Consider the following 13,430-nt stretch of genomic DNA (forward strand, 5'->3'; position numbering starts at 1 on the left):
CGCTAGCTGCTTACAGCGCGCTGTCCTGGATGGTCAGGGTGGTCGCTTCATGCTGCGCGTCCGTACCCTTGTAGCGCAGGACGTCGAAGGCGCAGGTGACGATCTTGTTTTTCTCGCCGTCGTCGATCTTGGCCGAGGTGATCTTGATGCGGCCCATGGCAAGCGCCAGCACGTCGGCGGCCGGCGCCGTGCCCGACGCCATGGCGTAGGCCAGCGGGATTTCCGTCTCGGACTTGAAGTAGTCGAGGTAGGTGGCGTCCTGCAGCAGCACCGTGAACTGGCCCGAGCCCATCACCTTGCCGCGCGAGGCGGCCGTGGCGTACTTCGAACCGATCACCGGGTCGACCTTGACCTGGCCATCGAGCGAGACAGACATGCCGGTGCAGATTTGCGACGGGATGCCGTTCACAGACAGCATCGCAGTGGCGCCCGAGAATTTGCCGGTGCCCGGCGCGGCCAGCGGCGTGGCGAAATGCGGCACGGCCGTGGTCGGGCATTCCGATTTGCCCATCAGGGTGAAGTCCAGGCTGGTGATACCGTTCGGCTGCACGGCGATGTCCATCTTGCTGACCAATTGGTCGACGAAGCTGCGGTGCACGCCGATGTTCGGGTCCTGCACTTCGGCCGTGAACCAGTCCGTGGTATGGCCGGTCAACGGGGTGAAGCTGCGCTTGCCGATGGCCGCCACGCCGACCGAGTCGCCGGCCGCCTTGACGATCATGGCCGAGCCGTCCATGAACTGGCCATTCAGGTTGGTGGCCGTCACCGACGTGACGAAGAAGTTCTTCGCGTTGTTGGCGGCGGCCGGCGCCGTCATGCCGGTGATGCGCACGACGCTGCCGGCGCGGAAGCCTTCGGCCAGCCAGGAACCGGCGCTGCGCGTCAGGCCGGAGGCGGCAGCGGCGATGGTCGTTTGTGCGGCAGCAACGCCGCCCGCCGTGAAGTCGCGGCGCAGCAGCGCGGCCATCAGCGGCGCATACGTGCCGCACGCTGCTTCGGCCTTGATGGCGCCCGTGGTGCGGAAGTTGCCCAGGCGGGTATCGCCCTGTTGCTGGCTGGCGTCGATTTCGGCGCTCGCGTATTTGTCCGCTTCCGTGTCGAAGGTGGCCGTCACGCGGGGATAAATCTGGCCGCCGCCGGCGGCGGCCTTGCTGCCTTCCGCGCTTTGTTTGCTGATAACGATCACGCTGTCGATGCCGTTTGCTGTCAGTGCCATAAGTAATACCTTTCGTGGGATGAAAACCGCCGGGGCGGTCTTGTGGGAGAAACTGAAAAATGGGAGATGAAACGAAAAAGCCCGCGCGCGGTGAGGCGGCGGGCTGGCGTCCGGATGGCATGGGGCCATGCCGGATGGATGTTGTGCGAAGGGGCCATGAAGGCCGTTCGCTGCGCTGATTTCCCCTATCGGTGTCGCGCCGAAAGCGCGTCTATTACGAGTGGAGAAGCATGTGGTGTACTGCTGTGTTGCCGGTGTTTCTGTTGCTGCGTGATCGAGACTCTATTGTAGGGGCGTTTTTTTCAGTGCCAGGCATATTGCAAAAAAAATTTCAGTGACCGAGGCGGCGCATGGCGCGGGCACCGTGCGACTGGAAGATGCCTTCCAGCTCGCTGACCATGTCCTTGATGCGTTCGAGCTCGAAGCCGCCGGAGCAGCTGATGGCCGCTTCGCCCCCACCGTGGCACGCCTTGCAAACGACAGGCGCGCCGGTCTGCATGGCGGCGACGACGCCCGTGCCGTGGCAGACCTTGCATTTGCTGTCGAGCCAATGCGCGAGCGACGCTTCGGCCACGCGGCGGTACAAGGTATTGGCCGCCTGCGCATCCCAGGCCGTCTGCGCCTTGACCCAGCGCCGCGCGCGGCCTTTCTGCGTCACGGCCGCCGTCCAGGCGCGCAGCAGCTGCGCCAGGTTGCCCGCATTGCCTTCGAACAGGCGGCTGATGGTGCCGTCCGCGTATTTGACGCGGCACAGCAAGGCGCCCATGTCGCCGGCCAGCGCGGCCGCCGCGATCACGTCCAGGTCGTGGTGGACGGCATCGTCGCGCAGGTTCTGCGATGACAGCGATGCGATGAATTTTTCTGCGAATCCCATGATATCTCCTCGTTGATACTAATCGTTATTCTGTGCCGGGCCAAACAGCGCCGCCACCAGCGGATCGCGGCTGGCCGTGCCGCGTGCCCAGCTGGCCGTGCGGCGCACTTGCGGCGGCAGCTCGGCCCAGCCGTCGACCTCGTCGTCCTGCTCGCCCAGCGCGTACAGGGCGGGCCGCTGGCGTCCCGGCTCCGTGCAATGGCGCTGCGCCAGGTGGATCTGCCCCATGCCGCACATGTGGCGCAGATAGCGGCTCATGGTGCCCGCATCGAGTCCCAGCAAGGCGGACAACTGCGCCGCGCTGGCCTGGCCCTGCTCGCGGATGTACTGCGCGATGCGGGCGATATGCAGCTGCGACTTCTTGCTGCGTCCCTGTAACTGGCGCCCCTGCCGTGGCGCCGCCCTGCTTTCAACCAACTGACTGCTGTTCAACATCTGCCTGACCTCCCGTAGTGTCGCCAACCGGCAGACGCTGTAGTGCGTTTGCGACAGGCAACAAGTGGACTTTATCAATCGCTAATGTTAAAGTCAAGCATTTGGTAATTTATCAAACGGTAAATTTCAGGTTTAATGTGGAGATGAATATGTATCAATACAGACGCGACCGCCTGCTGGCCCTGATCCGCGAGCACTACGACAACACGCGCAAGAAAATTTCCGACGTCAGCGGCTGGAGCGAGGCGCGCATCTCGCAAATCCTCTCGCCCACCTACCGCGAGGGACGCGCATTCAGCGAAAAGATCGCGCGCAAGCTGGAAGCGGACCTGCAACTGGGCAGCATGTATTTCGACCAGGGCGCGGCGCCCGACCAGGCGGCCATGGCCGCGCGCGCGCTGGCCGGCGCGCAGCCCGTGGTCGTGGAAGATGGCGAGGATGAACGCTTCTACCCGATCCGCAAGGTGAAACTGCGGCTGTCGGCCGGCATCACGGGCTTTGCCATCGAGCCGGAAACGCACGACGGCAGCACCATCAGCGTGCCGCGCAGCTGGGTCGAGCGCAATGGCTACCACCCTGAAAAACTGGTGGCGATCAAGGTCAAGGGCGAGAGCATGGAGCCGGCCCTGTACGAGGACGACGTGGTGATCATCAATACGGCCGACAACCGGCCGGCCGACGGCATCGTGTTTGCCATCAATTATGAAGGCGAGCCGGTGGTCAAGCGCATGGCGCGCGATATCGGCGAATGGTGGCTGACGTCGGACAACCCCGATCAGCGCAAATACCACCGCAAGCTGTGCCGCGGCAATGAATGCCTGATCGTGGGCCGGGTCGTGCGCAAGGAAAGCGACCGTATCTGAAAGCGAAGTTTATCGATTGATAAACATCGCTTTCATCGTGGCGCTATGCCAGCGCTGCCTGGATCTGCTGCAGCGCGGCCGGATCATCCATCGACGTCAGATCGCCCGGGCTGCGTCCTTCACAGATGGCCTGGATCGAGCGGCGCAGCAGCTTGCCCGAGCGCGTCTTCGGCAGCTGCGCCACGAACAGCACGCGCGCGGGCCGCGCCACGGCGCCCAGCTGGCGGTCGACGACGGCCATCACTTCGCGTTCCAGCACCGCTTTCGCTTCCGCGCTGTCGAAGCCCCGCGGGTCCTTCAGGATCACGAAGGCCATCGCCACCTGCCCTTTGAGCTTGTCTTCCACGCCCACGACGGCCACTTCCGACACGTTCGAATGGCTGGTGATGCTTTCCTCGATTTCGCGCGTGCCCAGGCGGTGGCCGGCCACGTTGATCACGTCGTCCGTACGGCCCAAAATAAAGTAATAGCCGTCCGCATCGCGCACGCCCCAGTCAAACGTGGAATACACTTGCCGGCCGCTGAAGGTGGACCAGTAGGTGTCGACGAAGCGCGCATCGTCGCCATACACGGTCTGCATGCAGCCCGGTGGCAGCGGGCCTTCCAGCACCAGCACGCCCTTCTCGTTGGCGCCGCACTCCTCGCCCGTCGCTTCGTTGAGCAGCTTGACCTGGTAGCCGTACATGGCCAGGCCCGGGCTGCCCAGGCGCGTCGGCGTGTCGGCCACGCCTTTCGCCACGGATAAAATCGGCCAGCCCGTCTCCGTCTGCCAGTAGTTGTCGATGATGTCCACTTTCAGTTCATCGGCGATCCATTGCGACGTGGTTTCATCGAGCGGCTCGCCCGCCAGGTATAGCGCCTTCAGCGAGGACAGGTCGTATTTGCGCATCAGTTCCACCGGGTGCTTGCGCAGCACGCGGATGGCCGTCGGCGCCGAGAACATGCGCGTGACCTGGTATTTCTCGACGATGCTCCACCAGATACCCGCATCGGGACAGACGGGCAAGCCCTCGTACAGGATGGTAGCCATGCCGGCGATCAGCGGGCCATACACGATGTAGGAATGGCCCACGACCCAGCCGATATCCGAGGTGGCAAAGAAGGTTTCGCCGGGCTTGCCACAGAAGTTGTACTGCATCGACGACGCCAGCGCCACCGCATAGCCGCCCACGTCGCGCTGCACGCCCTTCGGTTTGCCCGTCGTGCCCGAGGTGTAGAGCACATACGAGGGCTCGTTCGATTCGAGCCAGGTGACGGGCACCCGTGCGTCCAGATGCCGCTCGCGCAAGGCCGCGTAATCGACGTCGCGGCCCGGCGTCAGTTCCATCGGCACGAGATGGCGGTCGACCAGCAACACCTGTTGCGGCTTGTGCGCGGCGATGCGGATGGCTTCGTCGAGCAGCGGCTTGTAGGCGATTGCCTTGCCATTGCGCGAACCGGCATCGGCGGAAAACACCAATTTTGGCTGCGCATCGTCGATGCGGCTGGCCAGGCTGTTGGCGGCAAAACCGCCGAAGACCACGGAATGCACGGCGCCGATGCGCGCGCAAGCGAGCATGGCAAACGCCGCCTCGGCGATCATCGGCATGTAGATCAATACGCGGTCGCCCTTGACCACGCCCAGCGACAGCAACATGGCGGCGCAGCGCTCCACTTCGCGCTGCAGCTCGCGAAAGCTGTAGGTCCGCTCCGTGTTCGTTTCGGTGGAAATGGCGATCAGCGCGGCGGCATCGCCCTGGCTAGCCACCCAGCGGTCAACGGCGTTGTGGCACAAATTCGTCGTGCCGCCGACGAACCATTTGGCGAACGGCGGCCGGGAATAATCGAGCACTTGCGAAAACGGGGTGTTCCAGTCGATCTTTTCCGCTTCCTCGCGCCAGAAAGCGTCAGGCGTGTTGATCGAGCGTTGATAAAAACTTGCGAAATTCATGTCTCCTCCGGTGGTGGTTGTTTTTCGTGCTTTTTTACTTATCTGTTCATCTGCGCCCCCCCGCCATGGCCATGCTGTTCAGCCAGCAGCTGCCTTGCAAACAATCCCGGCTGCGCCGCCACGCAGCTGCCGCGTTCCTGCGCGATCCGCACGCGGTTTGCCTCCAGTCTGGCAGCATCGAGCGGCATGCCGAACTGCCAATCGTCCGGCGCAGTTTCCTGTGGCGACATCACGCGCCGCAGCACGATGTCGCCCAGCGCCTTCTTGAAATGCCCCGCTTCCCAGTACCAGCGCGTGGCCTTGCTCCGCTCGTTGGCGGCGGGTATCGGCTCGCAGTTGTATGCGCCATAACCGCTGAAATCAGTCAGGGAAATGTGCGCGTCCGGGTACCGCGCCCTGACCTCGCCAATTGCCAGCACCAGCTGTGCTTTCCATTCCTCGAACAAGGGCCACAGCCCCGCATCCTCGAACATGGCCAGCATTTGCGCGTGATACGGATAGATCACCAGCTTGATGTCGGCCTGCGTGGCCGCCATCGCCAGCAAGAAGGTGCGCAACAATTGGAAGTCTTCGGTGGCGAGGCCGCGCGTCGATTTGCGGCCCAAGTTGGCGGCGCTTTCCCGGGCCCGTTGCGCGAACATCTTGTGGTAGCCGTCCCGGCGCGCATGGGCGCCATAGTCGAGCAAGGGATTGAAGCCGTCGGCCGACATGGTCGCCGCCTCGCCGTCATGCTGGATGCGCAGCGTGTGCACGGCATCCTTGACGGAGGCCAGCGAAAAGAGCGCATCGAAGCGCCAGTCGGCGCGGCCATGCGCGGGCGCAGCGGCCGCTGGTGCCTGGCGTACGGCTGGCGCAACGGCGGGATTGAGAAAGTCGGTGAACTCCATACCCACGATGACCGTGCGCGGCTTGACGCCAGCCTGGCGCAATTGCCCGAACTGGCTGGCGGACGTGGCCAGCCCCGTGCCGGGTATCGCCAGGTTGTAGCCGGCGCCCAGCGCGGCAAGAGCGCTGGCACGCGGGTCGAAGCCGATCTCGGCGCGCGAGTTCCCCAGGATGATGAATTGCGGCCGCAGACGCAGCGCATGTTCCTGCTTGATCTGGCTTTGGTAGCGGGTCAGGCCCGGCTTGACGGCATTGAAATGATCGCGGCGCACGACCCCATACACGCCATACGGGTCGACGATGAGCACAAAGGCGCAAACGACGATGGCCCCCGACACCAGCAGGAGCAGCAAGGTGAGCAGATAAAACCTGAACGGGGAGCGTGTCATGGCGGTCCCCTAAAATTGAAAGTACAGGAACTCGGCGGGCCGGTTCAAGGCCAGCATGCTCGCCAGTGCCAGTGCGGCGATGGCGGCTGCCCACGCAGGCGACGCGCGCCAGGTCAGCCAGCGCAAGACGCCCAAGCCGCCCGCCCCTGCCGCAGCCTGGCCGTCCTGGAAATCGAGCGCCGGCTCGAAGCGCCGCATGATGTGCTGCGTATTGGGCATGGCGAAAACCAGCACGGCGGCCATCGCGATCCACGTCCAGCTTTCCACAAATGCCGTGCCGCCGCCCAGATAGAAGGACACGCCCATCGACGCGAACACGGGCTGCACTGGCAGCAGATAGGGAGCCAGCGCATCGGGCAACGCAAGGCCGTAGCCGCCGGCCATGCCTTTTAATATTGTCAGGGCACTGGCCATATCGGGAGCCCGGAAGAAAACCCAGGCGATGCAAACGGCGGTAAAAGTGAGGCAAGTCGCCACGACATTGCCCGCACGCGTATCGGACGGCAGGTGAAGCGTGCGCGCCACCGTGCCCCAGCCCTTGTGGATAGCCAGGTAAGCGCCATGCAGCGCGCCCCAGACGATGAAATTCCACCCGGCGCCATGCCACAGGCCGCCCAGCACCATGGTGATCATCAGGTTCAGATAGCGCCGCGTGGGGCCGCAGCGCTTGCCGCCCAGCGGGATATACAGGTAGTCGCGCAGGAAGCGGGACAGGGTCATGTGCCAGCGGCGCCAGAATTGCGCGATATTGCGCGCTTTGTAGGGCGAGTCGAAATTGAGCGGCAGGCGCACGCCAAATAATCTCGACAAGCCGATGGCCATGTCGGAATAGCCGGAGAAATCGAAGTACAGCTGGAACGCGTACGCCAGTACCCCGCCCCAGGCGGCCAGCAGCGATGGCGCGGCCGGATCGCTGAATAAGGGCGCTGCGTACGGGCCGATGTTATCGGCGACCAGTACTTTTTTCGCCAGCCCGATGATGAAAATCGTCGAGCCGATGGCCACATTCCTGGCCGAGAGCCGGAATATCCGCTTGTCGGCGAACTGCGGCATCATCTCCTTGTGGTGCAGCACAGGGCCGGCGATCAGGTGCGGAAAATACGTGACGAACAGCAGATAGTGGACAAAGCGGCTTTCCCGCGCCTTGCCCTGGTAGGTATCGACCAGGAAGGCGATCTGCGTAAACGTAAAAAACGAAATCCCGATCGGCAGCACCACGTGCAGGACGGGCATCGGTTGCGCCAGCAATTGCGCCAGGCTGGCAACGAAGAAACCCGCATACTTGTAATAGGCGAGCATGCCCAGGTTGGCGGCGATGGCCGCGATCAACAGGCCCTTGCGGTGGCGGATGCGTCCCGGCCCAAGCAAGGTGGCGCAACCGTAATTGAAGACGATGGAGCCGAGCAGCAGCGGCAGGTAGCGGTAGTCCCACCAGCCATAGAAAAACAGCGAGGCGCCGGCCAGCCAGGCGGCGGCCCATGACTGGCTGCGTCGTCCCAGGATGAAAAATCCCGCCACCGTGATGGGCAGATAGGCAAACAGGAAGACGTAGGAGTTAAATAGCATCTGTTCACCAGTCAGGAAGCGTGGGAGGCGGCCAGCGCCTGCACTACGCTCACGCGCATCGCGGCTGACGCCCCCCATTTTCCTTGTCGCTCAGTTTCTTTGCTAGCAGAAATATCAACTAATCTGCATGCGCATCCGCCTGTTTCGCCTGGCAGCTTAAAACGCGTCGCCGGGTATGCGCACGACCCCTTCCATCAGCACGCGCGCACTGCGGCTCATGATGGCCTTGGTGACGCTCCATGCGCCATCGGCCAGCGCCGCCTCCGCGCCCACCATCAGGGTGCCGGACGGGTGGCCGAAGCGCACCGAGTTGCGGGGACCGCCGCCGGCCGCCAGGTTGACCAGGGTGCCGGGAATGGCTGCCGCCGTGCCGATGGCGACAGCGGCCGTGCCCATCATGGCGTGGTGCAGCTTGCCCATGGACAGGGCGCGCACCAGCAGGTCGATATCGCCCGCTTCCACGTTCTTCCCGCTGGACGAGACATAGCCGGCCGGCCTGGCGACAAATGCCACTTTCGGCGTGTGCTGGCGTTTCGCCGCTTCATCGAGGTGGGAAATCAACCCCATGCGCAGGGCGCCATGCGCGCGGATGGTCTCGAAGCGGGCCAGCGCGGCCGGATCGCCGTTGATGGCGTCCTGCAGCTCCGTGCCCGTGTAGCCGATGGCGTCCGCGTCGATGAAAATCGTCGGGATGCCGGCGTTGATCATCGTGACTTTCAAGACGCCGATGCCGGGCACGTCGAGGTCATCGACGAGGTTGCCGGTGGGGAACATTGCGCCACCGCCGCCCTCTTCCTCCGCGGCCGGATCGAGGAATTCCAGTTTCACTTCGGCGGCCGGAAAGGTCACGCCATCGAGCTCGAAGTCGCCCGTTTCCTGTACTTCGCCCTCCGTCATGGGGACGTGGGCGATGATGGTCTTGCCGATATTGGCTTGCCAGATGCGCACCGTGGCGATACCGTTTGCCGGCACGCGGGCGGCGTCCAGCAACCCGCTGGCAATGGCGAACGAGCCAACGGCGGCCGACAGGTTGCCGCAGTTGCCGCTCCAGTCGACAAACGGCTTGTCGATGGACACCTGGCCGAACAGGTAGTCGACGTCGTGCTCCGGCTTGCTGCTTTTCGCCAGGATCACCGTCTTGCTGGTGCTCGAGGTGGCGCCGCCCATGCCGTCGATCTGCTTGCCGTACGGGTCGGGGCTGCCGATCACGCGCAGCAGCAAGGCATCGCGCGCCGCGCCCGGCACTTGCGCGCTGGCGGGCAAATCCTGCAGGCGGAAGAACACGCCCTTGCTGGTGCCGCCGCGCATATAGGTGGCGGGAATTTTGATTTGGGGGGTGTGGGTCATTAGAGTTCCTGCGTTGAATGACTGATTAAACCCAACGGCGAAATGCCGGGGTCGGACCCTGAGGGTCCGACCCCAGACCTTGCCTTTGGGGTGGATTGTGCGATCGCATCACCCCTACGCTGCCTTCGACGACTCCAGGAAATCCTGCGCAAACCGTTGCAGCACGCCACCGGCCTCATAGATCGACACCTCTTCCGCCGTATCGAGGCGGCAGGTGACGGGCACTTGCACCGTTTCGCCGTTCTTGCGGTGGATGACGAGGGTCAGGGTGGAGCGCGGCGTGCGCTCGCCGACGACGTCATAGGCTTCGCTGCCGTCCAGGCCCAGGGTCTTGCGGTTCACGCCAGGCAAAAACTCCAGCGGCAGCACGCCCATGCCCACCAGGTTGGTGCGGTGGATGCGTTCAAAACCTTCGGCCACGATGGCTTCCACGCCGGCCAGGCGCACGCCTTTGGCGGCCCAGTCGCGCGATGAACCCTGGCCATAGTCGGCGCCGGCGATGATGATCAATGGCTGCTTGCGCTCCATGTACACTTCGATGGCTTCCCACATGCGCGAGATTTTGCCTTCCGGCTCGATGCGCGTGAGCGAACCCGCCTTCACTTTGCCGTCCTCGATGACCATCTCGTTTTTCAGGGTCGGGTTGGCGAACGTGGCGCGCTGCGCCGTCAAATGGTCGCCCCGGTGCGTGGCGTAGGAATTGAAGTCTTCCTCGGGCAAGCCCATCTTCGCCAGGTATTCGCCGGCCGCGCTATCGAGCATGATGGCATTCGATGGCGACAAGTGGTCGGTCGTGATGTTGTCGCCCAGGACCGCCAGCGGACGCATGCCTTTCAACGGGCGTGCGCCAGCCAGCGCGCCTTCCCAGTACGGCGGACGGCGGATATACGTCGTCTGCGGACGCCAGTCATACAGGGGGCTGACCTTGATGCCGTCGTCCGCCTGCGCGGCAAACATCGGGATATACACCTTGCGGAACTGCTCCGGCTTGACGCTGGACGCGACGATGGCGTCGATTTCCTCGTCCGATGGCCAGATATCTTTCAACGTGATGGCCTTGCCGTCCCCGTCATGGCCCAGCACATCCTTCTCGATATCGAAGCGGATGGTGCCGGCGATCGCGTAGGCCACCACCAGCGGCGGCGAGGCGAGGAAAGCCTGTTTCGCGTACGGGTGGATGCGGCCGTCGAAGTTGCGGTTGCCCGACAGGACGGCCGTGGCGTACAGGTCGCGCGATACCACTTCATCCTGGATCACGGGGTCGAGCGCGCCCGACATGCCGTTGCACGAGGTGCAGGCAAACGCCACGACACCAAATCCCAATGTTTCAAGCTCCGGCATCAGGCCCGCTTCCTGCAGATACAGTTCCACGGTTTTCGAGCCTGGCGCCAGCGACGATTTCACCCAGGGTTTGCGCGTGAGGCCCAGGCGGTTCGCATTGCGCGCGATCAGGCCGGCGGCGATCATGTTGCGCGGGTTGTTCGTGTTGGTGCAGCTGGTAATCGCCGCGATGATGACGGCGCCGTCCGGCATCTTGCCCGGTTCGTTCTCGACCACGCCGGAAATGCCGCGCGCGGCCAGTTCCGACGTCGGCACGCGGTTGTGCGGATTCGAAGGGCCGGCGATATTGCGCACGACGGACGACAGGTCAAACGTCAGCACGCGCTCGTACTGCGCATCCACCAGGCTGTCGGCCCACAAGCCCGTCTCTTTCGCGTACAGCTCCACCAGTTTCACCAGTTCGTCGTCGCGGCCCGTCAGTTTCAGATACTTGATGGTTTGCGCGTCGATGTAGAACATGGCGGCCGTGGCGCCGAATTCCGGTGCCATGTTGGAAATCGTGGCGCGGTCGCCCAGGGTCAGGTGCGATGCGCCCTCGCCAAAGAATTCCAGGTAGGACGAGACGACCTTCTGCTTGCGCAAAAATTCCGTCAGCGCCAGCACCGTGTCCGTGGCCGTGATGCCCGGCTGCGGTTTACCCGTCAGCTTGACGCCGATGATGTCGGGCAGGCGCATCCACGAAGCGCGGCCCAGCATCACGCTTTCCGCTTCCAGGCCGCCCACGCCGATGGCAATCACGCCCAGCGCGTCGACCATCGGCGTATGCGAATCCGTGCCGACCAGGGTGTCGGGATAGGCCACGCCATCCTGCACCTGGATCACGGGCGACATGCGCTCGAGGTTAATCTGGTGCAGGATGCCGTTCCCCGGCGGGATCACGTCGACGTTTTTAAACGCCTTCTTGGTCCAGTCGATGAAATCGAAACGGTCTTCGTTGCGGCGGTCTTCGATGGCCCGGTTCTTGGCGAAGGCGTCGGGGTCGAAACCGCCGCATTCGACGGCCAGCGAGTGGTCGACCACCAACTGCGTGGGCACCACCGGGTTGACCAGCGCCGGGTCGCCGCCCTGGGCCGCGATGGCGTCGCGCAAGCCGGCCAGGTCGACCAGAGCCGTCTGACCCAGGATGTCATGGCAGACGACGCGGGCGGGGAACCACGGAAAATCGAGGTCGCGGCGGCGTTCGATGAACTGGCTCAGCGAAGCGTCCAGGGTGGCCGGGTCGCAGCGGCGCACGAGGTTTTCCGCCAGCACGCGCGAGGTGTAGGGCAAGGTGGCGTAGGCGCCTGGCTGGATCGCATCGACGGCGGCGCGCGTGTCGAAATAGTCTAGCTGGGTGCCCGGCAAGGATTTGCGGTGCAAGGTATTCATGGGGGTGCTCATTATTTGCGGTCCTTGATCGGCACGAATTCCAGGTCTTCCGGGCCCACGTAGTTGGCGCTCGGGCGGATGATCTTGTTGTCGATTCGCTGCTCGATGATGTGGGCGGCCCAGCCCGAGGTGCGCGAAATGACGAACAGCGGCGTGAACATCGCCGTCGGCACGCCCATCATGTGGTAGGACACGGCCGAGAACCAGTCCAGGTTCGGGAACATGTTCTTGATTTCCCACATGACCGATTCCAGGCGCTCGGCGATGTCGAACATCTTGGTGGAGCCGGCTTCCTGCGACAGCGAACGGGCCACTTCCTTGATGACCACGTTGCGCGGGTCGGAGATCGTGTAGACGGGGTGGCCGAAGCCGATCACCACTTCCTTGTTGGCCACGCGCTCGCGGATATCCGCTTCCGCTTCGTCAGGGTTATCGTAGCGTTTCTGGATTTCCAGCGCCACCTCATTCGCGCCGCCGTGTTTCGGGCCGCGCAGCGCGCCGATGGCGCCCGTGATGGCCGAGTGGATGTCCGAGCCCGTGCCGGCGATCACGCGGCTGGTGAAGGTCGAGGCGTTGAATTCGTGTTCCGCGTACAGGATCAGCGAGGTGTGCATGGCTTTTTCCCACGACGCCGACGGTTTTTCGCCATGCAGCAAGTGCAGGAAGTGGCCGCCGATCGAATCGTCGTCCGTTTCCACTTCGATGCGCTTGCCGTTATGGCTGTAGTGGTACCAATACAGCAGCATGGAGCCGAACGACGCCATCAGGCGGTCGGCGATATCGCGCGCGCCCGGTGCGTTATGGTCGTCTTTTTCCGGCAGGGTGCAGCCCAGCACGGACACGCCCGTGCGCATCACGTCCATCGGGTGGGCGGCGGCGGGCAGCGCTTCGAGCGCCAGTTTCACTGCCGACGGCAAGCCGCGCAAGGATTTCAGTTTGGCCTTGTAGCCTTTCAGTTCGGCGGACGTCGGCAGCTTGCCGTGCACCAGCAGGTAGGCGATTTCCTCGAACTCGCAGCTGTCGGCCACGTCCAGGATGTCATAGCCGCGATAGTGCAAATCGTTGCCGGTCTTGCCGACCGAGCACAGCGCCGTGTTGCCGGCGGTGACGCCGGACAGGGCGACGGATTTTTTAGGCTTGAAAGTGGCGGCTTGCGGTGCGTTCATTGATTTCTCCAAAAATTGACTAGTCTCGGTTGCGTCACTGCGGGGCCGGC

General features: G+C 63.8%; 10 protein-coding genes. 1 reads left to right on the forward strand and 9 read right to left on the reverse strand.

Annotation, left to right across the window (positions count from 1 at the left end):
* Positions 1-10 precede the first annotated feature (10 nt).
* The 3 genes from MRBLMS1_RS03425 to MRBLMS1_RS03435 all read right to left on the reverse strand — a co-directional run bounded on the left by MRBLMS1_RS03425 (position 11) and on the right by MRBLMS1_RS03435 (position 2,525).
* Positions 11-1,216, reverse strand: a complete 1,206-nt coding sequence (locus MRBLMS1_RS03425) for a phage tail tube protein (RefSeq protein ID WP_485877831.1) — start codon at positions 1,214-1,216, stop codon at positions 11-13.
* A gap of 331 nt (positions 1,217-1,547) precedes the next feature.
* On the reverse strand, positions 1,548-2,090 hold the full coding sequence (locus MRBLMS1_RS03430; RefSeq protein WP_485877833.1) for a hypothetical protein: 543 nt from the start codon (positions 2,088-2,090) through the stop codon (positions 1,548-1,550).
* Positions 2,091-2,108: 18 nt separating this feature from the next.
* A complete protein-coding gene (locus MRBLMS1_RS03435) occupies positions 2,109-2,525 on the reverse strand; it encodes a FeoC-like transcriptional regulator (RefSeq protein ID WP_176390054.1) in 417 nt (138 codons plus the stop codon).
* Between the two features lie 149 nt (positions 2,526-2,674).
* Between MRBLMS1_RS03435 and MRBLMS1_RS03440 the strand changes: the two genes are divergently transcribed.
* Positions 2,675-3,388 (forward strand): S24 family peptidase, encoded by a 714-nt coding sequence (locus MRBLMS1_RS03440; protein WP_456150251.1) that lies wholly within the window; start codon positions 2,675-2,677, stop codon positions 3,386-3,388.
* A gap of 43 nt (positions 3,389-3,431) precedes the next feature.
* Here MRBLMS1_RS03440 and MRBLMS1_RS03445 read toward each other — a convergent pair whose 3' ends face one another.
* The 6 genes from MRBLMS1_RS03445 to prpC all read right to left on the reverse strand — a co-directional run bounded on the left by MRBLMS1_RS03445 (position 3,432) and on the right by prpC (position 13,380).
* On the reverse strand, positions 3,432-5,360 hold the full coding sequence (locus MRBLMS1_RS03445; RefSeq protein ID WP_485878965.1) for a propionate--CoA ligase: 1,929 nt from the start codon (positions 5,358-5,360) through the stop codon (positions 3,432-3,434).
* Positions 5,357-6,592 carry an SGNH/GDSL hydrolase family protein gene (locus tag MRBLMS1_RS03450; RefSeq protein WP_485877836.1) on the reverse strand — a complete coding sequence of 412 codons (1,236 nt, stop codon included), beginning with the start codon at positions 6,590-6,592 and terminating at the stop codon, positions 5,357-5,359. The genes MRBLMS1_RS03445 and MRBLMS1_RS03450 overlap by 4 nt, the downstream gene beginning before the upstream one ends.
* Positions 6,593-6,601: 9 nt before the next feature.
* Positions 6,602-8,158, reverse strand: a complete 1,557-nt coding sequence (locus MRBLMS1_RS03455; protein ID WP_485877838.1) for an MBOAT family O-acyltransferase — start codon at positions 8,156-8,158, stop codon at positions 6,602-6,604.
* A 156-nt stretch (positions 8,159-8,314) separates the two neighbouring features.
* On the reverse strand, positions 8,315-9,505 hold the full coding sequence (prpF, locus tag MRBLMS1_RS03460) for a 2-methylaconitate cis-trans isomerase PrpF (protein ID WP_485877840.1): 1,191 nt from the start codon (positions 9,503-9,505) through the stop codon (positions 8,315-8,317).
* A gap of 114 nt (positions 9,506-9,619) precedes the next feature.
* The gene (acnD, locus tag MRBLMS1_RS03465) at positions 9,620-12,214 is read right to left on the reverse strand and encodes a Fe/S-dependent 2-methylisocitrate dehydratase AcnD (protein WP_485878967.1); all 2,595 of its coding nucleotides are present in this window, start codon (positions 12,212-12,214) and stop codon (positions 9,620-9,622) included.
* Between the two features lie 11 nt (positions 12,215-12,225).
* Positions 12,226-13,380 (reverse strand): bifunctional 2-methylcitrate synthase/citrate synthase, encoded by a 1,155-nt coding sequence (gene prpC, locus MRBLMS1_RS03470; RefSeq protein WP_035819899.1) that lies wholly within the window; start codon positions 13,378-13,380, stop codon positions 12,226-12,228.
* Between the last annotated feature and the right edge of the window lie 50 nt (positions 13,381-13,430).

The sequence above is a fragment of the Massilia sp. LMS1-1-1.1 genome (genome assembly GCF_040815535.1).
Taxonomy (GTDB): domain Bacteria; phylum Pseudomonadota; class Gammaproteobacteria; order Burkholderiales; family Burkholderiaceae_D; genus Janthinobacterium; species Janthinobacterium aestuarii.

What these genes read in the sequence shown, in the direction of transcription:
- MRBLMS1_RS03425 (WP_485877831.1), bottom strand. Translation starts at nt 1,216, where the DNA reads ATGGCACTGACAGCAAACGGCATCGACAGCGTGATCGTTATCAGCAAA.
- MRBLMS1_RS03430 (WP_485877833.1), bottom strand. Translation starts at nt 2,090, where the DNA reads ATGGGATTCGCAGAAAAATTCATCGCATCGCTGTCATCGCAGAACCTG.
- MRBLMS1_RS03435 (WP_176390054.1), bottom strand. Translation starts at nt 2,525, where the DNA reads ATGTTGAACAGCAGTCAGTTGGTTGAAAGCAGGGCGGCGCCACGGCAG.
- MRBLMS1_RS03440 (WP_456150251.1), top strand. Translation starts at nt 2,675, where the DNA reads ATGTATCAATACAGACGCGACCGCCTGCTGGCCCTGATCCGCGAGCAC.
- MRBLMS1_RS03450 (WP_485877836.1), bottom strand. Translation starts at nt 6,592, where the DNA reads ATGACACGCTCCCCGTTCAGGTTTTATCTGCTCACCTTGCTGCTCCTG.
- MRBLMS1_RS03455 (WP_485877838.1), bottom strand. Translation starts at nt 8,158, where the DNA reads ATGCTATTTAACTCCTACGTCTTCCTGTTTGCCTATCTGCCCATCACG.
- prpF (WP_485877840.1), bottom strand. Translation starts at nt 9,505, where the DNA reads ATGACCCACACCCCCCAAATCAAAATTCCCGCCACCTATATGCGCGGC.
- acnD (WP_485878967.1), bottom strand. Translation starts at nt 12,214, where the DNA reads ATGAATACCTTGCACCGCAAATCCTTGCCGGGCACCCAGCTAGACTAT.
- prpC (WP_035819899.1), bottom strand. Translation starts at nt 13,380, where the DNA reads ATGAACGCACCGCAAGCCGCCACTTTCAAGCCTAAAAAATCCGTCGCC.